At 34.9% G+C, this 21,104-nt stretch carries 20 protein-coding genes; 7 read left to right on the top strand and 13 right to left on the bottom strand.

What is annotated here, in order from left to right:
* Nucleotides 1-56: 56 nt before the first annotated feature.
* The 3 genes from RM51_RS04010 to apaG all read left to right on the top strand — a co-directional run bounded on the left by RM51_RS04010 (nt 57) and on the right by apaG (nt 4,622).
* A complete protein-coding gene (locus tag RM51_RS04010) occupies nt 57-2,870 on the top strand; it encodes a 2-oxoglutarate dehydrogenase E1 component (RefSeq protein WP_039365430.1) in 2,814 nt (937 codons plus the stop codon).
* A gap of 38 nt (nt 2,871-2,908) precedes the next feature.
* Nucleotides 2,909-4,156, top strand: a complete 1,248-nt coding sequence (gene odhB / locus RM51_RS04005) for a 2-oxoglutarate dehydrogenase complex dihydrolipoyllysine-residue succinyltransferase (RefSeq protein WP_039365429.1) — start codon at nt 2,909-2,911, stop codon at nt 4,154-4,156.
* 79 nt (nt 4,157-4,235) lie between these two features.
* Nucleotides 4,236-4,622, top strand: coding sequence for a Co2+/Mg2+ efflux protein ApaG (gene apaG / locus RM51_RS04000; protein ID WP_039365428.1), 387 nt, complete (start codon nt 4,236-4,238; stop codon nt 4,620-4,622).
* Between the two features lie 51 nt (nt 4,623-4,673).
* Here the strand turns inward: apaG and RM51_RS03995 are convergent, their stop codons facing one another.
* From RM51_RS03995 to RM51_RS03980, 4 genes are read right to left on the bottom strand one after another with little or no spacing between them, the layout of a single operon-like run.
* Nucleotides 4,674-5,228: a 3'-5' exonuclease gene (locus RM51_RS03995; protein WP_039365427.1), complete on the bottom strand. Its 555-nt coding sequence runs from the start codon at nt 5,226-5,228 to the stop codon at nt 4,674-4,676.
* Nucleotides 5,229-5,231: 3 nt separating this feature from the next.
* Nucleotides 5,232-5,744 carry an endonuclease V gene (locus tag RM51_RS03990; protein WP_039365426.1) on the bottom strand — a complete coding sequence of 171 codons (513 nt, stop codon included), beginning with the start codon at nt 5,742-5,744 and terminating at the stop codon, nt 5,232-5,234.
* Nucleotides 5,745-5,747: 3 nt separating this feature from the next.
* Nucleotides 5,748-6,716 carry a glycosyltransferase family 2 protein gene (locus RM51_RS03985; RefSeq protein WP_039365425.1) on the bottom strand — a complete coding sequence of 323 codons (969 nt, stop codon included), beginning with the start codon at nt 6,714-6,716 and terminating at the stop codon, nt 5,748-5,750.
* 6 nt (nt 6,717-6,722) lie between these two features.
* Nucleotides 6,723-7,607 carry a lysophospholipid acyltransferase family protein gene (locus RM51_RS03980; protein ID WP_039365424.1) on the bottom strand — a complete coding sequence of 295 codons (885 nt, stop codon included), beginning with the start codon at nt 7,605-7,607 and terminating at the stop codon, nt 6,723-6,725.
* Between the two features lie 79 nt (nt 7,608-7,686).
* On the opposite strand from RM51_RS03980, the gene RM51_RS03975 reads away from it, so the two are divergent.
* Nucleotides 7,687-8,277 carry a thioredoxin family protein gene (locus RM51_RS03975; RefSeq protein ID WP_039365423.1) on the top strand — a complete coding sequence of 197 codons (591 nt, stop codon included), beginning with the start codon at nt 7,687-7,689 and terminating at the stop codon, nt 8,275-8,277.
* Between the two features lie 225 nt (nt 8,278-8,502).
* Here the strand turns inward: RM51_RS03975 and RM51_RS03970 are convergent, their stop codons facing one another.
* A complete protein-coding gene (locus RM51_RS03970) occupies nt 8,503-9,864 on the bottom strand; it encodes an aldehyde dehydrogenase (RefSeq protein WP_039365422.1) in 1,362 nt (453 codons plus the stop codon).
* A 179-nt stretch (nt 9,865-10,043) separates the two neighbouring features.
* Here RM51_RS03970 and RM51_RS03965 point away from each other — a divergent pair, with 179 nt between their 5' ends.
* Nucleotides 10,044-11,729 (top strand): hypothetical protein, encoded by a 1,686-nt coding sequence (locus tag RM51_RS03965; protein WP_039365420.1) that lies wholly within the window; start codon nt 10,044-10,046, stop codon nt 11,727-11,729.
* A gap of 20 nt (nt 11,730-11,749) precedes the next feature.
* Nucleotides 11,750-12,259, top strand: a complete 510-nt coding sequence (locus tag RM51_RS03960; protein ID WP_039365418.1) for a hypothetical protein — start codon at nt 11,750-11,752, stop codon at nt 12,257-12,259.
* 94 nt (nt 12,260-12,353) lie between these two features.
* On the opposite strand, the gene RM51_RS03955 is transcribed toward RM51_RS03960, so the two are convergent.
* The 3 genes from RM51_RS03955 to RM51_RS03945 form a co-directional block, all read right to left on the bottom strand.
* Nucleotides 12,354-13,916, bottom strand: a complete 1,563-nt coding sequence (locus tag RM51_RS03955) for an MFS transporter (RefSeq protein ID WP_131667044.1) — start codon at nt 13,914-13,916, stop codon at nt 12,354-12,356.
* 530 nt (nt 13,917-14,446) lie between these two features.
* Nucleotides 14,447-15,493 carry an HlyD family secretion protein gene (locus RM51_RS03950; protein WP_039365414.1) on the bottom strand — a complete coding sequence of 349 codons (1,047 nt, stop codon included), beginning with the start codon at nt 15,491-15,493 and terminating at the stop codon, nt 14,447-14,449.
* Between the two features lie 5 nt (nt 15,494-15,498).
* On the bottom strand, nt 15,499-16,836 hold the full coding sequence (locus tag RM51_RS03945; RefSeq protein ID WP_228375770.1) for a TolC family protein: 1,338 nt from the start codon (nt 16,834-16,836) through the stop codon (nt 15,499-15,501).
* A 56-nt stretch (nt 16,837-16,892) separates the two neighbouring features.
* On the opposite strand from RM51_RS03945, the gene RM51_RS03940 reads away from it, so the two are divergent.
* On the top strand, nt 16,893-17,777 hold the full coding sequence (locus RM51_RS03940; RefSeq protein WP_228375769.1) for a helix-turn-helix domain-containing protein: 885 nt from the start codon (nt 16,893-16,895) through the stop codon (nt 17,775-17,777).
* 135 nt (nt 17,778-17,912) lie between these two features.
* Here RM51_RS03940 and rplI read toward each other — a convergent pair whose 3' ends face one another.
* The 5 genes from rplI to RM51_RS03915 all read right to left on the bottom strand — a co-directional run bounded on the left by rplI (nt 17,913) and on the right by RM51_RS03915 (nt 21,094).
* Nucleotides 17,913-18,419, bottom strand: coding sequence for a 50S ribosomal protein L9 (gene rplI / locus RM51_RS03935; protein ID WP_039365409.1), 507 nt, complete (start codon nt 18,417-18,419; stop codon nt 17,913-17,915).
* Between the two features lie 108 nt (nt 18,420-18,527).
* Nucleotides 18,528-18,830, bottom strand: a complete 303-nt coding sequence (gene rpsR, locus RM51_RS03930) for a 30S ribosomal protein S18 (RefSeq protein WP_007844708.1) — start codon at nt 18,828-18,830, stop codon at nt 18,528-18,530.
* Between the two features lie 31 nt (nt 18,831-18,861).
* Nucleotides 18,862-19,203, bottom strand: coding sequence for a 30S ribosomal protein S6 (gene rpsF / locus RM51_RS03925; protein ID WP_039365402.1), 342 nt, complete (start codon nt 19,201-19,203; stop codon nt 18,862-18,864).
* 146 nt (nt 19,204-19,349) lie between these two features.
* Nucleotides 19,350-19,694, bottom strand: a complete 345-nt coding sequence (locus RM51_RS03920) for a hypothetical protein (protein ID WP_039365400.1) — start codon at nt 19,692-19,694, stop codon at nt 19,350-19,352.
* Nucleotides 19,695-19,747: 53 nt separating this feature from the next.
* Nucleotides 19,748-21,094, bottom strand: coding sequence for a chloride channel protein (locus tag RM51_RS03915; protein ID WP_039365398.1), 1,347 nt, complete (start codon nt 21,092-21,094; stop codon nt 19,748-19,750).
* Nucleotides 21,095-21,104 lie beyond the last annotated feature (10 nt).

The following is a 21,104-nucleotide window of genomic DNA, read 5'->3' as shown; positions in this document are numbered from 1 at the left end:
ATTAAATTTGAGGATTAATTCTACAAATAAATTTTAATAATAGATAAACTGTAATAATGGACAGATTTTCATTCCTAAACGCAGCTCATTCTCAGTTAATTGAGGATTTATACCAACAATATTTAAAATTCCCGGACTCTTTAGAACCATCATGGAAAGCCTTCTTTCAAGGTTTCGATTTTGCCTTAGAGAACTATGGTGATGATGAAAGTATTCAATACATTCAGGCTTCGGCTCCATCTGCACCCGCAGTACAGCAGATTTCTCAGGCAGCAGCCAACGGAGAAGTTCCTGAGCACATCAAAAAAGAATTTAAGGTAGTAAACCTTATTGAAGCATACAGAACGAGAGGGCATTTGTTTACGAAAACAAACCCAGTTAGAGAAAGAAGACATTATACTCCGACTTTGGATATCGAAAATTTCGGTCTTGATAAGTCAGATTTAAATACAAAATTCAACTGTGCTGTTGAAACAGGAATGAAAGGTCCTGCAACACTACAGGAATTGATTACACACTTAGAAAACATTTACTGTGATTCTATCGGTGTGGAATATATGCACATCAACAACGTTGAAGAAAAAGATTTCATTAAGCAATGGCTTCAGGTTAACGAAAACCACCCGAACCTTTCTGCAAATGAAAAAACTGAGATTTTATTAAAATTGAATCAGGCGGTAGCATTTGAAAACTATCTTCATACAAAATTTGTTGGACAAAAAAGATTCTCATTAGAAGGTGGTGAAACTTTGATTCCTGCATTGGATCAGTTGATCTCAAGATCTTCTCAGTTAGGCGTTGATGAAGTTGTACTTGGTATGGCTCACAGAGGTAGATTGAATGTACTTACCAATATCTTCGGAAAATCTTACAAGCAGATCTTCTCAGAATTTGAAGGAAAAGAATTTGAAGAAGATGTATTCTCTGGTGACGTTAAATATCACTTAGGTTCATCTAAAAAAATCAAAACAGCTTCAGGAGAAGAAGTTGCGATTAATCTGACTCCGAACCCATCTCACCTTGAAACGGTTGCTGCCCTTGTAGAAGGTATTTGCCGTGCAAAAGTAGATGATAAATATAAGGATTACGCTAAAGTGTTGCCAATCATCATTCACGGTGACGGAGCAATTGCCGGACAAGGTATTGCTTACGAAGTTGCTCAGATGATGACGTTGGAAGGATACAGAACAGGAGGTACAGTTCATATCGTAGTAAACAACCAAGTTTCGTTTACGACAAACTATATGGATGCAAGATCTTCAACATATTGTACAGACATCGCAAAAGTTACAGAATCTCCTGTAATGCACGTAAATGCAGATGATGCAGAAGCTGTAGTTCATGCAATCCACTTTGCTGCTGATTTCAGAGCGAAGTTTGGTAAAGATGTATATATCGATTTATTAGGATATAGAAAATATGGTCATAATGAAGGGGATGAACCAAGATTTACTCAACCTAACTTATACAAAACAATTTCTAAGCACCCGAATCCAAGAGAAATTTATAAAGATAAATTATTGAAGGATAGCATTACTTCAAACGAGGTGATCGCTAAAATGGAGGCAGACTTCAAAGCACTTTTAGATAAAGACTTTGATGCTTCTAAAGAAATTGAGAAAAACGTAATGGATGTTTTCATGGCAGAAGACTGGACGAACTATCCAATCGGTAAGAGAGGAGCAGTTCAGGATGCTGTTGATACAAAATACGACTTAGAGAAGTTGAAAGAATTGGCAATTAAAATGTCAACACTTCCGGCTGATAAAAAGTTCTTGAATAAAATCACAAGACTATTCGAAAACAGATTGAAAGCTATTGAAGGAAACTCATTAGATTGGGCTCTAGGAGAATGGTTGGCTTATGCTACACTTCTTGTAGAAGGTCACAACATAAGAATTTCCGGAGAAGATGTAGAAAGAGGAACATTCTCTCACAGACATGCTGTAGTAAAAACTGAAGATACAGAAGAAGAATATATCCCTTTAAGACATGTTTCTGAAAACAGATTCGATGTATTCAATTCTCACCTTTCAGAATACGGAGTTTTAGGTTTCGATTACGGCTATGCAATGGCGTCTCCTAATACATTGACAATTTGGGAAGCACAGTTTGGAGATTTCGTAAATGGAGCTCAAATCATTGTTGATCAATACTTAGCAGCTGCAGAAGAAAAATGGAAAATTCAGGATGGTTTGGTAATGTTGTTGCCTCACGGTTCAGAAGGACAGGGTGCAGAACACTCTTCAGCAAGACTAGAAAGATTCCTTACACTTTGTGCTAACGAAAACATGGTGGTTGCGAACATCACTTCACCTGCAAACTATTTCCACCTGTTGAGAAGACAGTTGAAATGGGCATTCAGAAAACCATTGATCGTAATGAGTCCAAAATCATTGTTAAGACATCCAAGAGTGGTTTCTCCGCTTGAAGATTTCTCAAACAAAGGATTCCAACCAGTGTTAGACGATCCAACAGCTGATCCTAAAAAAGTAGAAAAATTAGTTCTTTGTTCAGGTAAACTATACTTCGAACTATTAGCTAAAAAAGAAGAATTAAATGCGGATAACATCGCATTAGTAAGATTCGAGCAATTGTATCCTCTACAAACAGATGCGATTGAAGCGATTTTTGCTAAATATGAGAATAGAAAATCTATTGTTTGGGCTCAGGAAGAACCAGAAAACATGGGAGCTTGGTCTTATATCTTAAGAAACTTCAGAGATACAGGAATTCAGGTAGTTTCTCCGGTTCCAAGTGGCGCTCCGGCTCCGGGAAGTCACAAAATGTTTGAGAAAAACCAAAATGCAGTAATCAACAGAGTATTCGATAGAGATGATGCTCCTGTAAAAAGACCTGTAACAGCTTAATTATAAATAATAATACATAAAAAAATAAAAATTACGATATGTCAGTTTTAGAAATGAAAGTTCCTTCACCGGGCGAATCAATTACAGAAGTTGAAATTGCAACTTGGCTTGTGAAAGATGGTGATTACGTAGAAAAAGATCAACCAATCGCTGAAGTAGATTCAGATAAAGCGACTCTTGAATTGCCTGCTGAGCAAAGTGGTGTTATTACTTTGAAAGCTGAAGAAGGTGATGTGGTACAAGTAGGACAAGTGGTTTGTTTAATCGATATGGATGCTGCAAAACCTGCGGGTAGCGATGCTCCTGCTGCTGAAGCTCCAAAACAAGAGGAAGCTCCGAAAGCGGCTGAATCGGCTAAACAAGAAGCTCCAAAACCTGCTGCTGCACCTCAAACTTATGCAACAGGTGCTCCGTCTCCTGCTGCTAAGAAAATTCTTGACGAAAAAGGTATCGATGCTTCTCAGGTTTCAGGTTCTGGAAGAGATGGAAGAATCTCTAAGTCTGATGCTGAATTGGCTGCTGTTCCTGCATTCGGAGGAAACCCAATGACAGCTACAGGTTCTAGATCTACAACAACAACTAAACTTTCAGTTCTTAGAAGAAAAATCGCTCAGAGATTAGTTTCTGTAAAGAATGAAACAGCTATGTTAACGACTTTCAACGAAGTTGACATGTCTGAAATCTTTAGACTAAGAAAACAATATAAAGAAGAATTCGCTCAAAAACACGGAGTAGGACTTGGTTTCATGTCTTTCTTCACAAAAGCGGTTACTAGAGCATTACAACTATATCCGGATGTAAATGCATCTATTGACGGAGATTTCAAAGTAAACTACGATTTCTGCGATATTTCAATTGCGGTTTCAGGTCCAAAAGGATTGATGGTTCCTGTATTGAGAAACGCTGAAAATATGTCTTTCGCTGGTGTTGAAGCAAACATCAAAGATTTGGCAATTAAAGTAAGAGATGGTAAAATCACTGTTGACGAAATGACTGGTGGTACTTTCACAATTACAAATGGTGGTACTTTCGGTTCTATGTTATCTACACCAATTATCAACCCACCTCAATCTGCAATCTTGGGAATGCACAACATTATCCAGAGACCGGTTGCTGTTGATGGACAAGTTGTAATTCGTCCAATGATGTACGTTGCAATGTCTTACGACCACAGAATTATCGACGGTAAAGAGTCTGTAGGATTCCTTGTTGCGGTAAAAGAAGGTATCGACAATCCTGTTGAAATCCTATTAGGTGGAGACGAAAGAAAAGGTCTTGGATTATAATTTACAGAATTATAAATATTTTACAATCTCGCCTTGAAAAAGGCGAGATTTTTGTATTTAATAAATAAAATGAAAAAAAATGTTTTCTAAAATCACATCTAATATCAGAGTTTCAGTAGTTCCTGAATATGATAGTAAGAACAGTTATCCCTCAGAAAACCGCTACGTTTTCAAATATAACATTGTGATTGAAAATAAAGGAGATTTTCCTATTAAAGTTCTAAAAAGAAAATGGCTGATTTTCGATGTTGGCTTTGGCTATACAGAGATCGTAGGAGATGGAGTAATCGGTCTGACTCCTGAAATAGAACCAGAAGGAAACTTCGCTTATTTTTCGAATGTAATGCTTCGTTCCGGAGTAGGTAATATGAGTGGTAAATACTTGGTAAGAAATGAACAGACCAAAGAGAATTTTGAAATTGATATTCCGAAATTTAATCTGTTGTCTGAAGTCTTGAGTAATTAATATGAAATTGTTGCTCAGCCATTGATGCAAATTTGTGTAAGCACTATAGAATCAAAGTTTTTTGATCTTAGCTTTCATGTATTCTGAAATTTCTTCATTGCTTGTGAGAAATAATTTTTCAAAAGCCAATAAAGATATTTTTGCACAAACCTCTGCGTCATCTCCGGCTCTGTGGTGGTTGAATTTGATTTGATGATATTCTGCCAAAGGTTTCAATCCATATTTAGGAAGATAATTCCATGATTTTTTAGCAAGTTGAATACTGCAAAGATAATCTAACTTTGGAGTAAAGATCCCATAATAATCTAGACAACCTCGAAGAACACTTGCATCAAAACTTGCATTGTGAGCAATCATTAAGGTTCCGTACATCATTTCTTCCACTTCATACCAAATATCTTCAAAAGTAGGAGCATCTTTTACATCTTGCGGTAAAATTCCATGCACATCAATATTTCTTTGACTGAAATAGGGAAAACTTGGAGGTTTGATCAACCATGTTTTAGTTTCTACGATTTCAGAATTTTGTACAACACAAATTCCCAACTCGCAAGCTGAGTTCCGGTCAAAAGTGGCTGTTTCAAAATCTATCGCGCAGAAATCCATGATTTAAAATTGTCTTGTTAAGGTGTCGACTTTCTTCAAAAGAGTCGGGATTCTAAAGTCTCCATGCATCTTTTCAATGAAGTCATAAGCTGTTTCCATATCAATTCCTACACTTGAAATATACAGAGGAGTTTCACTATTTCCTCTTTTTAAATGCAGTTTATACTTTTCAACAGTGGCAAAATTTGTTTTGGCAACACCAATGATAGGTATTTCGCCATTTAAAGCATCAAATAAGTGTTTTCCCAGACCAGGCTTCATCTCATCATCAAGATATACAAAACCGTCGATAATAATGCAGGAAATGTCTTTAATCTGACTTCTAATCTTTTCTACAAGACTTAAAATACAAGGAAGTTCTCTCTTGTAAAATTGTCCGGGAATATATTCTTCAACACCATCTTTTATTTCAGAAAAGTCATAATCCGGAACTGAACTTTCCCAGTCTTTAAAAGCTAAACAGATGGTATTAGCTTTATTATGATCAAAATAATAAGTATCGAAAACTAAATTCATTCTTTATAAAAAGTGTTTAAAGATCAACCATTTTGACTGGTAGAATTTATCCTTCTGATGTTTTTGTCTACGTTTCCAGGTTCCTGAAGCCTGAGCGTAAAATCCAAAATGTGCTCTTACAACAGCCCAAAGATGAGGAAAGCCTTGTTTTAAACCAAAATAAATTCCGGCAACTCCATCCAAACACAATCTGAAAAAGATTAATCCTATTAATTTAGGAAAAGGTAGATTTTTAAGCATCATAGAAAGATTGTTTCTGATGTTTAAATATGTTTTTTGAGTACTTTGCTTGTTTAAAGTTCCGCCTCCAACGTGATACACTTTAGACTTTCCGGTATAAAAAATTTTTCTTCCTGAATTAATTAATCTCCAGCAAAGATCAATTTCTTCCTGATGGGCAAAAAATCTTTCATCAAAACCATTCTGATCCCAGAAATCTTTTGAACGAATAAAAAGAGCGCATCCTGAAGCCCAGAATATTTCCATTTCATCGTCGTATTGTCCTTTATCTTCTTCTACCTCATCAAAAACTCTTCCTCTACAATATGGATAGCCTAAATTATCGATTAAACCACCTGCAGCACCTGCAAATTCAAACTTATTTTTATCGGTATAAGAAAGTATTTTAGGCTGAATAGCTGCAATATCAGGGTTCTTCTCAAAAAGACTGATAATCGGTTCAATCCAGTTTTCAGTAACTTCCACATCAGAATTTAGAAGACAATAATATTCTGCATCAATTTGCTTTAACCCTTCATTGTATCCTCCTGCAAACCCCGAGTTTTTAGAATTAACTACAATGTTTACTGATAGAAAATTGAGTTTCAAGAATTCTACAGAGTCATCTGTGGATCCGTTATCAATAACAAAAATATCAGCATCATTAGAAAAATTAACTACACTTGGAAGAAATTTTTCCAACCAGCTTTTTCCGTTCCAGTTTAAGATGACCACTGCAAGCTTTGATCTCATCATTCTTTATATTTTTTCAGCATCAAAATTTTTGATGGAATCCTGATATTTCCATTTTCTGTGTGACCAAAGATAATTGTCAGGATATTTGTGAATGGTATTTTCTAATAATTTGTGAAACTTTTTTACGACTTCATTGTTAACGAACTTTTCTCCATCAGGATAAATTCTATGATAGTTCACCTGATAAAAACCTCTTTTCACCTTCTTCATTTCACAGTAAATAAAGATTAAATCCATTCTTGTCGCCAGTTTATCATAACCAATAAAAGCCGGAGTTCTCTGATTAAGAAATTCAAGACCGTAATTAACGTGAGCAACGTGAGGAGTCTGATCTGCCACAAACATATAAGCGGAGTCACCATCGTTTTTATTTCTGAAAATATTCATGATGACTTCATTAGCTTCTAAAGCCTCATTTCCAAACTTGTTTCTTACTTTCTTCATCTGGTCTTCCCAAAAATTACTGTTTACTTTTCTGTAAACGGGATGACAGTGTTTTTGAGGAATTATTCTGGCTAATGCATTAATCCATTCCCAGTTGAAAACGTGCCCTGCAAGTAGAATAATATTTTTACCTTCAGCTTTTGCTTCATGAAACAGATGTTGATTAATATGCTGCATTCGTACTCGTGATTCTGTCTCACTTATGCTGAATGATTTTACCGTTTCTACCAAATAGTCAGAAAAATTGAGATAGAATTTCTTTAAGATAGCCTGTAGTTCTTCATCTGTTTTTTCAGGGAAAGAATTTTTAATATTCTGTAAGATAACTTTCTTTCTGTAACCGACAATATAGTAGTTTAAAAAGAAAATGATATCCGAAAAAATATATAATATCTTAAGCGGGATCTTTGAGATTAAATAAAGTATTTTGATTAAAAAATTCATAGAGAATGCAAATTTAAGGATAATAAAAATATGGTTTCATTTTTGCAGGGAATAAGTATTATTTTTTTATTTTTATAGTATGAAAAAAGTGTCGATAATAGCTTTTGTAGTTTTAAGCACAGTAATTTGGGCTCAGAATACAGAAATAAAAGGAACTCCTGAAGCAAAGAACTCAGGAGATAAAGCTTTGTTGGTGAAAAGTGATGCTGCAGAATTGGAAGCAAAGAAAAAAGCTGCGGCAGAAGAAAAGGCAAAATTGCCGAAACCTTATGATCCGAAAGCAGATGCGCAAGCAGATATCAATAAACTAGTAGCTCAAGCCAAAAAAGAAGGTAAAAATATCATGATTCAGGCAGGAGGAAACTGGTGTATCTGGTGTTTAAGATTCAATCAGTATGTACAGACTACTCCGGAATTGAAAAATATTGTAGATAAAAATTATCTGTATTATCATTTAAATTACTCTCCGGAGAATAAGAATGAGAAAATTTTTGCTGAATACGGAAATCCGGGTGATAAGTTTGGTTATCCTGTATTTATTGTCTTAGATAAGAACGGGAAAATGATTCATGTACAGCAAAGCGACGTTTTGGAACAAGGAAAAGGATATAGTCTGGAAAAAGTTAAAGAGTTCTTTAATCAATGGGCTCCAAAAAAAATCATAAACTAAAACCGGGAATTTTCCCGGTTTTTATTTTTAATCTATTTCAACTTAACCACAAAAGATTCAAAAGCAATTTATACAGTTTCTAATAGAATTTAAAAGTTATCAAAAGAATAAAATCAAAGATTTTTAACGGCTTTTGTAGTCTTTTTTTCAGTTTAGCGATAAACTTTGATATATTATCTAGATCTTTTGTGACTTTTGTGGTTAAATAAAAAACTGGAACAAGTTTTACATAAATCTTCTGATCCAACTGAATTTTTTATCTGAATAAGGAGGATATTTTATGTTGGGCTCTCCCCACGTTGCTTTTTCAAGAACAGCTTTTTGGTGAGAGAAGGTTTCGAAACCGAATTTTCCGTGGTAATTTCCAATTCCAGAGTTTCCTACACCTCCAAACGGCAGGTTTTCATTTCCCAGATGCATAATGACATCATTAATACAACCACCTCCAAAAGATAGTTTCTGGGTGAAGCTTGCTTTTTCCTCTGAGTTATTGGTGAACAAATATGCTGCAAGTGGTTTTTCATGCTCTACAATTTCATTTAATGTTAGATTAAAATCTGTAAAAGAAATTACCGGTAAAATAGGTCCGAAAATCTCTTCCTGCATGACTTCATCTTCCCAACTTACATTTATAAGAACTGTTGGTTCAATATATAGGTTTTCTTTATTGGAATTTCCCCCGAGATAAAGTTTGTTTTGATCAATTAATTGGATAAGTCGCTCAAAATTCCTCTGATTAATAATTTTTGTATAATGCTCAGAGCCGGGTTGATAATTAAACTCCTGAATATACTTCTTTAAAACGTTTAAAAATTCTGTCTGGATTGATTCTTCTGCTAATATATAATCCGGAGCCACACAGGTTTGACCTGCATTTAAAAATTTTCCCCAGACAATTCTTTTGGCAACAATTTCAAGATTGGCATTTTTTGTAATAATTGTGGGAGATTTTCCTCCCAATTCAAGAGTAACAGGAGTGAGGCTTTCTGCGGCAGCCTTGTAAACTATTTTCCCCACTTTTGTACTTCCTGTGAAAAAGATCTTATCAAATTTAAGTTTTAATACTTCTGTGGTTTCATCAATTCCCCCTTCATAAACATAAAGATATTCCGGAGGGAAATTTTCATTGATGATTTTTGCCATAATCTTCATCGTATGTTCGGCAATTTCACTGGGTTTTAAAATACAGCAGTTTCCGGCCGCTAAAGCAGCAATAATAGGTGAGAGGGATAATTGATAAGGATAGTTCCAGGCTCCGATAACCAGAATATTTCCCAAAGGTTCCGAATAAATTTTGCTTTTCCCAATTTGATTGACAAGATTGGTGCTTACTCTTTTAGGTTTGGAAAGCGATTCTAAGTTTTTGAGATAATAGTTGATATCATTTAAGATAAAAGAAATTTCTGTCGTAAAGGTATCAAATTTTGATTTGCCAAAATCTTTATGAATCGCTTCATACAATGCATTTTCATTCTCTAGGATAAGCCCTTTCAATTTTTCAAGATACATTTTACGAAACTTACTATTTTTCGTTTGTTGTGTATTGAAAAATTTTTTTTGATGTAAAACGATTTCCTGGATTTCCATACAATAAGTTTACAAATTATCTTTTAGTTTTCAAATGTTGCTGTTGGTAAAAAATATTAATGATAAAATTACTAACATTTAAATTATTGATCAATATATTGTTAACATTAGAAAAATATTTGCTATTTCATTGTTTTGTGACAAAGAATTTTGTAGATTTATGTACCCAAATTATTAAGATGAGAAAAATTTTCCTACTGGCTTTTATTTTTATAAGCTACATTTTACGGTCTCAATGTGTAGGTTGTACCATTTCAAATCCAACCAATCCGGATTTTCATTTTCCTGATAATGAAACAGTCTGTTTTACTTCAAACATGACGTTCAATAATCCATCTTTCGGATCCAATGTAAAGGTATGTATTGCTACCGGAGTTACGGTTACATTTCAAAACAATATTTCAGGAGTTACGAATGCCATGATCTATTTTGATGTTCATGGGACACTCTTATTTAATCAAGCAGCTACTGCGGTTGCTGATGTGAATCTTCATGTGTATAATACCGGAAATGTGTCTGTGGGTTCGGGGAATGGAAATTTTACCCTTAACGGACAGCAAAATGTTATTTTAAATGAAGGAGTTATAGATGTGGGGGTTTTACAGTTTGGAGGTAATACGCTTAATACCATTGATAATTATGGAAATCTAACGATTAATGGAAACCTGAATATGAGTAATACTTCAGTAACTCAATTTAGAAATGAAGGAGGTGGACTTCTTCAAATAACAGGAAACTATAGCAATAACGAGAACAGTGTTTATATCAATTGTGGAACTATTGTCTGTAATAGTGGTTTTAATATCAATGGAGGACGTATTTACAATACGGGAATTTTTACTTCTGCCGGAGATATTAATATGTCCGGAAATTCCAGTGAGATTTATAATTTCGGGCTATTTACTTCGAATGGGAATATGAACAATGCGCCTTCGGATGCCATTATTTATAATGAAGGTAAAATTTTCCTCAATCAATATCAAGGTGGGAATGCTGCTTTTCATGGACCAGCATCTTCATCTAAAAAAGGATATATAGAAGTTAATAACGCTATTCAGGTTAACAACGCTGTGATGGGGCCTAATCTTGATTTCAAGAGAAGTACAGGTGTTTCAGATCCGAGTACACTTTTCATGAATAGTAACCCTTCTTACCTTGCTAATGTTACTTTTGACTGTGCTTCTACAAGTAGTTGTAGCGCTCCTCTTGTTATAAACCCAGGATTTTGTCCGGCGATTACAGGAGATTTACCACCAATGGCAGTAGATGATTCTTATACGATTAATGCAGGAAGTTCCTCCACAGGAATTGTTTTGGATAATGACTTTGAAACGTATAACGGACCACAGGCAACCATTACGAACGTTACAATGACGCAGATTTCAACGTCAAACTCAAATATTAATTTAAATACAACAACAGGCTTTGTTACCGTTGCTCCGGGAACACCTGCGGGAACCTATACTTTAGAATATCAGATTTGTCAACAGGCAAACCCTACAAATTGTGATACAGCAATTGATACCATCATTGTTCCAGGAGGGGGAACTACCCCTTGTTATAAGCCTGGAATTACTGCGGGAACATTGCTTCCTACCAATGTTGGAATTACCGCTTTACACAGAGCTCAATCCGGTGATACAAATTGGCCGGGAGTACGAAAAGGCGCTTGGATTGCTTTGGAATCTAAAACGAAAGGTTTCGTTTTAAATAGATTGACGGATGCTCAGGTTGCAGCAATTCCGACAACAGACCTGAAAGAAGGAATGATGGTTTATAATACGACTCAAAACTGTCTTCAGGTAAATATCGACGGAACTGCTACAGGTTGGAGATGTTTTAATAATCAAACGTGTCCTGATTAATTTTTAAAATCAAATCAAAAATGAAAAAAATAGTTTTAATAGTAAGTATAACGGTTTCGGGTTTGATGTATTCGCAGGTTGCTTTTGGAAAAACAACTCTTGAATCAGCCTCTTCTTCAATAGAATTTGGTGCTGCCAATCGTGGAATGGTTCTTCCTTGGGTAACAGACGTTGCAAGTGTACAAAATGCGGTTAACGGAACGATGATTTATGACCTTTCAGATAAAAAAGTAAAAGTGTATAAAAATAGTGCTTGGGTAGATCTTTCTATCGATGCAACGGGAGTCGCTGATTCAAGTATACAAGATGCTTTGAATGATAATCCGATTGCGAAAGTTGCTGTCGGGACTCCAACGACTACTTCAGGAATTTTGGTGTTAGAAGATAGCAATAAAGCGATGATTTTACCTAAAGTGGTGAGTCCGCATCTCAATATAATTTCTCCGGCAGCAGGTTTGATGGTTTATGACACGGTAAAAAAACAACTTGCTGTTTACAATGGTTCGGTATGGACTTTTTGGGGAGAGTAAGTGTTAAAACGGAAGCTTGAAAAGGGAATCTGAGAGTTATTGGTAACGTTCAGGTTCCCTTTTATCGTTTCTTAGGTCTTGTATAAAATTAAATTTACATAATATTTCTTACGGCAATTCTTACCGGATGATACAGTAATACAACAAATGCTGTGATTAAAGCCAGCCAAAATAATCCTGTGAAAATTTCCATATTGGAAAGTAGAATTGCCTGTGCATTTATCTTTGCTTTAAAAATAGCTCCTGTCATGGATAAAGATTCATTGACTGGAAGTTTTGACATATTGGCTCCGAACAGCTGATTCCATTGTGAATAGAAGATAGGATTGGTATCGGTAAGATTTGAACTTAATGTATCCGAATGTTTTAAAGTGAGAAACAACATTAAATTCTGCATTAAAGCATATCCGATAGCTGTAGTCCAAAATCTGGTTGCAGTTCCGACGGCTGTCGCATTAGAAACATATTGCTCGGGCATTCCTGCAATTAAGAAAAATACTAATGGTGTAAAAAGTAATCCTTGACCAACTCCTTGAAGAAAGAGAGGAGGACAAATCGTTTGTAGAGTGGTATCAGGATAAAACGTATAGGTAAACCATGCGGAATCAATTGCCAAAATCAAAAATCCGGTAAAGAAAACCAATCTTGAGGAAGCTCCTTTTGTGATACACAATGCAGAAATAAAAACACCCAATAAGCTGCCTGCAACATTCCAATATTGAATTCTTACAATATAATCCCATGGCCATTTCCATACTGTAGCCATAATGCTGTACACATTATTTATTGAGGCTCTCAAAATGTAAAAAATAAAAAAAAGAACAACTCCTACGATGACATTTTTAGAACTAAACACTTCGAAATGGAAAAAAGGACGAGGCTGGTTTCTCTGTTTTAACATAAATAAGCCTCCGAATAATAAGAAAATTAAAAAACAAAAAACAATGAGATCAGACTCGAACCACATTAGTCTTTTTCCATATATCAATGCATATCCACCTGCTTGGAGACATACCCAAAGCAGAAACCAGCTTGTAATATCCAGTTGGTACAAAGGTTTTTTAGGAAAAAATCTGTTTTTATTAAAAATAGCGAAGGCAATGATCAGTACAAAAACATGAAAGTAAACCATCATTAAGATCATATGCTTGAAATCATAATCTTCGATGCTTGATTTTAAAAGAGAAGTTGTCAATGTTCCTCCTGTAAGAATAATGGTATACATGAAGAGATAAGCAATTTCTTTGGCGTGTTTGGTCTTGAGTTCCGCTACAATTAATGGTAAGAAAATTGCCCCTTCCATCACTCCGAAAATCCCTTCTAGAAAACGAATGACTAAAATAATATGATAATCACTAGTGACTGAAAGCCCATAGAGAATAAGAATTGAAACGGACGACATCAGCAATGTGTAATATTTCACACTGAAATAGGCCATAAACCGCTGTATAACTAAAAGGGTAACCACAAATGTCCCGTACATCAAAATCATTAAGTATTGGATGTCGTCTGAGTCTACATCCATAAAAGAAGATGTGAAGGCGCTATTGGAGTGCAAAAGCGACAACAACATTAAGTGGGGAAACAGCGCAAGAATAAGAAGCGGCAGTTTCAGCCATTGTGGTACCCATTTATGATAAATTGTATTGTGTTGCATGACTTTCTTTAAAGAGCGATTAGTTGATGAACCAATTGCCGATTGTGTTTTATATTAAATGTGTTTCAACTTTTTTAAGAGCTTAATCCCGCTTTCCACTATATCTTTTGTTTCGCTTCGCTACACAAAAGGATGCCGTTGCAATCGGGGCTAGGATTGTAGTCGTTCCGTAGAATATTTTATGATTACACAAAACTTGTCACTAGGCTCGAATCTTTCCGATAGAATACTCTGCTTAGATTTCTACGGAATGGCAAACTTGCTGGAAATAAGTTTAAAAAGAGTTAAGACATATTCATGAGTGATGAAAAAGCGAAAAGACAAAAGGGCAAAAGTGTAAAAAAAGTAAAAGATAAAATGGCAAATATGCTTGAGAAAAAATTAGCAAATTCGCTATTTTGCAGTTCTGTCTTTTCGCTAAAATAATTTAAAAAGTTGTTTTAAATTTGAGAGAGAGGAATTTGAAGAATTTAAAATCTAATAAACATATCTTTCCAGCACCTAGTCTCAATTCCCCTGTCTCTCAAATTTTATATTTTCTTCGCACTCACCAGAACATTCATTCCGGAAAGCAATTTTTCGTTGTTTTGATTATGATCTAAAATTATTTTTACAGGAAATCGTTGTTCGATTTTCACGAAATTTCCTGTGGCATTATCCGGTTTTACCAAAGAAAATTGGGAGCCTGAAGCCGGAGAAACAGAAACTATTTTCCCTTTGAATTCTACGTCGGGATAAGCGTCCGCTGTGATAATAACCTCTTTATTCTGATCGATTTGTCCTAGCTGCGTTTCTTTGTAATTCGCGATAATCCATTTTTCTTTGCTTACAATCTGAACCAAAGCCTGACCTTCTTTGATCAACTGACCTTCCTGAATCGTTTTTTTACCTACCCAACCGTCGTAAGGAGCAGTAACAACTGTATACGAAAGGAAGAGTTTGGCATTATTAAGATTTGCAGAACTTTGTTCAATCTGGCTTTTTACGGGAGCAACTCTGGTTTCCTGTTCGTTCACACTCGCTCTTACCGCATTCTTTTGTTGTTCCAAAGCTAAAAGATTGGCTTTTGCCTGTTCATAAGACGCTTTTACGTTTTCAAATTGTTGCTCAGTTGCCGCATCTTCTGAAACCAGATTTTTATATCTTTTAAAATCCTGTTCGGTTCTCCAGATGTCAATTTTTGCAGAAGCTATTTTAGCATCGATGATTTTGGTATCACTTGCTTTCGTATTTACGCCACTTTCAATGGTATTTACATTTTCAGAATTGGCATCAAGATTGGCTTCTGCCATTTTCACCTGATTCACAAATTCACGATTGTCAATCACAATTAAAGTATCGCCTTTATGTACAAATTGATTTTCGTTAAACTTAATTGCTTTGATAAAACCTGAAACTTTACTGGAAACAGGGGTGATATATTGTTCAATCTGCGCATCATTGGTCGTCACATTTTTTCTCGAAAAAAGATAGAAACTTATCATTCCTGTAATCCCGCTGATGATAAGAATCCAGGCGAGTAAAGTAATCGTTTTGTTGATTCTTTTTTCTTTTTGCGTTAATTGTTTCTTTGCCATAGTTTTTATAAGTTTCCAATCGTATATTGGAGTTGGTAATATTTAAGTTGTCGGTTTATTTTTACGGAAATAAGGTTGGATTGAGCTTCCAGATAGGCGTTGTCAGCATCAATTAATTCCGTGATTAGGCTTAATTTATTCGCATATTTCGTTCTTACTATTCTGTAGTTTTCTTTAGCTTGAGTAATTGCTTCTTCGGCAATTTTTACCTTTTGATCGGTTTCTTCAAACTTTTTGTAAGCCTCATAAACATTGTGTCTGATGTTTTCTTCATTCTCTTCAATTTGCAGTTTTGCCAGATGAATGTTCTCTTTAGCTTCCTGCATTTTGTATTTATTTTTATACAGACTTTCGATAGGATAGGTGAGATTGACTCCAATCATTCCTAAACGGTAAGCGTAAGGTTCAGGAGGGAAAAACATCATGTTCGGATACTTCATGAAATATTCTCCGCCGGCTGTAATTTTAGGTAAATAATTTGCTTTTGTAATCTTTTGATCTAATTCTTTGAGGGAAAGATTTTTATTAGCCATTTCAACAGATTCATTTTTGTGCAAAGCAGTTTCTGTTAATTCATCTACATAAGGTATTTCTGCTTTTTCTGAAATCAGATCTTCCGTATCTACATGCATTTCCTGATTTTCTTCCAATGAAAGAATTGTTTTCAGTTTATGTTCGGCAATCTGAATATCATTATCCAGCTCTGTCCAGCTCATTTTGTGGTTAGAAAGCTGCAACGATGTTCTTAGCACTTCATTCACCGTTACTACACCATTTGCTTTTAAAGCTTTTACTTGTTTGATATTGACGGAATCTTCTTTCATTTTATCATTAATCAAGCTTTGTTGTTCTTTCAAATGATGAATTTGAAGAAAAGCCGTGATGATTTCCATGGTCAGTTGTCTTTCGTCCAAATGGGTTTTTAAAGAAGAAATTTCAGTGTCAATAGCTGCTTTCTTCTCTGTATTTTTAATCTTCCCACCCATATAAACCGGGATGGAAGCCGCAAGTGTAAAATCATACATCCCGTTGATGATATCATACTTTGTGGCTTTTCCAAATACGCCATTTTGATGCTGAAAAAGATTGGTAACCTGATTGTAGCTGGTATGGAATTCAATATCCGGAAGCTTTTCCATTTTGAGATCTTTCTCTTTGGTCTCGGACATTTCGTTTTTAAGATGGCTTATTTGAATATTTTTATTATTCTTTAGCCCGATCTCAACAGCTTGCTGCAAATTGAGATGCTGATAATCCATCACTTGTGAGTATAGAAGATTGCTTACCAATAATAAGCACAGCGTAATACAGTGATATCTGTGTACGCCAAATATCATTTTCATAATTTAATTAAAGGTTTTTTGCTAAATTGATTTTGATACTGCAAAGTTACGGGGTGATGCATAGCACACGATTTGTGAAAACAGAAAAAGATTTGTTCATTTACGCCAAATTGAAATTTTCTTCTTACCTTTATTCTATGAACGACAGTCATTTTGGAGCCGTAGAAGAAATAGATGCCGAATTTTACATCTATCATGTTCTCACGGGAAATGTGAAAACAGAGATTCATCATCACAGTTCTGCACAATTAGTATACGCAGAAGGCGGTATTGTGCATGTTTTTACAGATTCAAAACATTGGTATTTACCGGCAAGATGTTTTATGTGGATTCCAGCAGGAACACCCCATTATATTTTTTCGACCAGCCCTAAAGTAGATTTATATAATTTTTATTTTAAGAAAGAGGAAAATGAAAGTGGCTTTTTTGATGAAATTAATATCTATTCGGTAAGTCATTTATTGAGAGAAATGATTTTATATACGAAAGAGTGGGATGGAAAAATCACAAAAAATGACGAGTCTAAATATTATTTCCTTAAAGCATTAAAAGGAATTTTACCTGAAAAGAGAGATAAAAAGTTAGCATTTCCCGTTCAGCACCCATTTCCTAATGATGAAACTTTACTAAAGGTGGCACAATACATTCATGCGAATCTTGAAAAACCTTTAACGATCGAGTCTACCGCGAAAGAATTCGGGATGAGTACAAGAACGCTGTCAAGGAAATTTAAAGAGATTTTAGGGATGAATTACGTTCGTTTTCTGCGTGCTTTGAGGATCACCCGTTCGCTGGAACTTATGCTGGAAGGAAAATACAATATGTATGAAATTGCAATGATGGTAGGATATAACAGCCTTTCTTCTTTCAGTAATATCTTTAAAAAGGTAATCGGAATTCCACCTACGGAATATCAACATAAACTGAAAGGGGATGAGTAAATGGGAAGGATTATATGTTGTAAAACTCATAGTTAGCTTGTCATTCCGTAGGAATCTAAGCGACAATAATGATCTAAAAAAGAAAAACCACTTCGTAAGAAGTGGTTTTATATGTTGAGAAAAATCTCGTCTTGATTAAGCTTCTTCAGAAGGAGCTTCTTCTTTTTTAGCAGGAGCTTTTGGAGCTTCTACTGGAGCGTCAGATACGATATCGAATTCGAAGTTGTACTCAACGTTTCTGTGTAATCTGATGTTTGCAGTTACTTTACCAGTTCTCTTGATTGTGTTACCAGGGATTTTGATATATTTCTTCTCTACAGAAACTCCAGCTTTTTCTAGAGCAGCAGAAAGATCTGCATTGTTGATAGATCCGAATAATTTATCACCAGAACCTACTTTTGCAGGAATAGTAACAGAAGTTTTCTTCAATTGCTCAACTACAGCAGTTGCAGTAGCGATTAATTTAGCTTCTTCTTCTTTTCTAGCTTCCAAAGTAGCTTCTAGAGCTGCAATGTTTTTAGGTGTAGCTAAAAGTGCAAATCCTTGAGGGATTAAGAAGTTTCTTGCATAACCAGGCTTTACGCTTACTGTGTCGAATTCAAGACCTAAGTTTTCTACGTCTTTTTTTAGGATAATGTTCATTGTTGTTGTCCTTTTTTAGATTTTAGATGTCTAAAATCAAGTTAGAATTAATGATGTATTCAGCAACAAAAGAAGAGATTACTCTCTTCTTTTATTTATTTTTTTGTCTTATTTCAATAAGTCAGCTACGTAAGGCATCAAAGCTAAGTGTCTAGCTCTTTTGATAGCAGCAGAAACTTTTCTTTGGTATTTCAAAGAAGTTCCAGTGTATCTTCTTGGTAAAATTTTACCTTGCTCGTTTACGAACTGTAATAAGAAGTCAGCATCTTTGTAATCAACGTGCTTAATTCCGAATTTTTTGAATCTACAATATTTCTTTTCAGATTTTGTATTGATATCAAGCGGAGTAAGGAATTTTACTTCTGATTCTCCTCCAGCTGAGGCTTGTTTAGCCATTTCATCTATTGCCATGTCTTGTCGTTTTAAAAAATTGGGTTAATAATTAAGCTTTAGCTGCTTTTACTTTAGTTCTTCTAGTTACAGCGTACTCAACAGCGTGCTTGTCAAGTTTTGTAGTAAGGTAACGAATTACTCTTTCGTCACGTTTGAATGCTAATTCTAGATCAGCAACTACAGTACCTTCTCCTTTAAATTCGATTAAAGTGTAGAATCCGTTCTTTTTCAATTGGATCGGATAAGCTAATTTTTTTAATCCCCAGTTTTCTCTAGCAACGATTTCGCAGTTCTTTTCTTTTAAAAGATCTACATACTTGTTCACTGCTTCCTCTACCTGTGACTCAGATAGAACGGGAGTTAAAATGAAAACAGTTTCGTAATTGTTCATAATGTTAAATGAATTTGTTAATTATTTCGAGGTGCAAAAGTAGAAAATATATTTGTAATATGCAATATAATTGTTGGTTTTATTGACAGAAGGAACTTCATTTTTCTAATTTCCTTGAATGCAGACTTAAATTCTTAATAATTATCTTAATATTCGTTGAAGATTTCAAATATAATTTTTACACCAAAAAAAATCCAAAGAATCAAAATTGGAGCCGTAACAGCTATCGTTAAAATAAAAAATGTTTTATTTTGGTATTTTTTATTTTCTTCAATTGTTTTCCAGAAAATAACAATTGTAATTATTAATAATATAAACATACAAGGGAAAAAAAATTCAATGTTAAATCCAAACTCATAGGGAGCATAGCCTTTTATTACACCAAAATATTCTCTATATTCTGGAGTAATTAGAATCAAGATAAAGAAAATTAGATTTAATATACCGTAGTATAATCTTTTCTTTTCAAAGTTTTGAGATCCAAAATTCATTAAATCAGGTTTTATACTTGTCTGTTTTGTAATTTCAAATTCAACTAAATTGTTTATCGTCTAAGCTCTTCCAAAAATCTCATTTTTAAAGCGTCATATAATGAATGTCTGCTCACCAAAATAGAGGCAATAGAAGAAACCATTCCGGCTAACATCAAATGAAATATCAGAGAATGTCTGTCGGTCATCTCTAAAACAATAATAGCTGATGTAAAAGGAGCTCTTGTAATTCCTGTCAAAAAAGCGACCATTCCGGCAAGAATAACAACATTGGTTTCGTTGGGTGTTAAATGAATAAATCCGGAAATGACAGATCCTATACTTGCTCCGGCTGTCAATGCTGGAGCGAAAATTCCACCCGCACCTCCGGAAGTAAAAGATAGGGCAGGACCTAACATTCTTAATACAGGAACGTACCAGTCCTCATGTTTATCTTTTGTGAAAAGTACGCGTTCCATAATTTCTTTTCCGGAACCCAGAATTTCTCTATTAATAAAGAAAGCAATCGAAGCAATAATTAAAGCTGAAATGATAAGGAAAATAACATTCGCTCTGTCTGTTTTCAATTTTCTCTTCTTCCAATCATTCATTTTTAACATAGTAACCGAAAGTTGACTTGCTAAAATTCCTGCAGTTCCTGCGACCAGAATAATAGGAAGCATCACCATTAATGAAACATCATTTGTTTTAGGATATCCTAAATATAAATAAGAACCTGCTAAAGTCTGAGCTGTTAACCCAGCGATAATAACCGCCGTGAATAAAGCAGTTTTAAAATAATTAATATGAGTCTTAGAAAGTTCTTCCACGGCAAATACAATTCCGCCAAGCGGAGTATTGAAAGCTGCAGCAAGTCCGGCTGCTGCGCCGGTCATGATCATATTTTTCTTAGAAATTTTTGGCCACCATTCAGGAAGATATTCATTTACTTTTCTAAAAATAGAACCTGCAATCTGAATAGTGGGACCTTCTCTACCGACTGCGCCACCACCAATGACTAAGACTACAGAGGAAATGATTTTAAAAACAATAATTTTTATACTTAAAAGACTTCGGATTTTTTTATGCTCTTTCGGATTTGCTAATTCTACAGCGGCCATTACTTGTGGAATCCCGCTTCCTTTAGCGTTGGGTGCAAATTCTTTTACCAGCCACCAGGAAAGTACAAAGCCAATTGGGGCAATAATGAAAATCATCCAGGAATGCCAGTCGAGAATAAAATGAAGAAGATTTTCACCCCAAGCAAAGATTTTAGCATACATCACGGCAAAAAAACCGGTAATGACAGAACCAATCCAAAAAGGAATAGCCTGAAGTAGGTTGTACTTCAGTTGTTCGTTTCGGATGTTGTCGAAAGATTTTTTTAGAGATCTTCGAATGAGGGATAAAAATTTCAGCATTTGTTAATTT

It is taken from the genome of Chryseobacterium taiwanense (assembly GCF_000813825.1).
Lineage (GTDB): Bacteria > Bacteroidota > Bacteroidia > Flavobacteriales > Weeksellaceae > Chryseobacterium > Chryseobacterium taiwanense.
The sequence above is the reverse complement of the archived record's forward strand: the minus strand, read 5'-3'. Positions and strand labels throughout refer to the sequence as shown.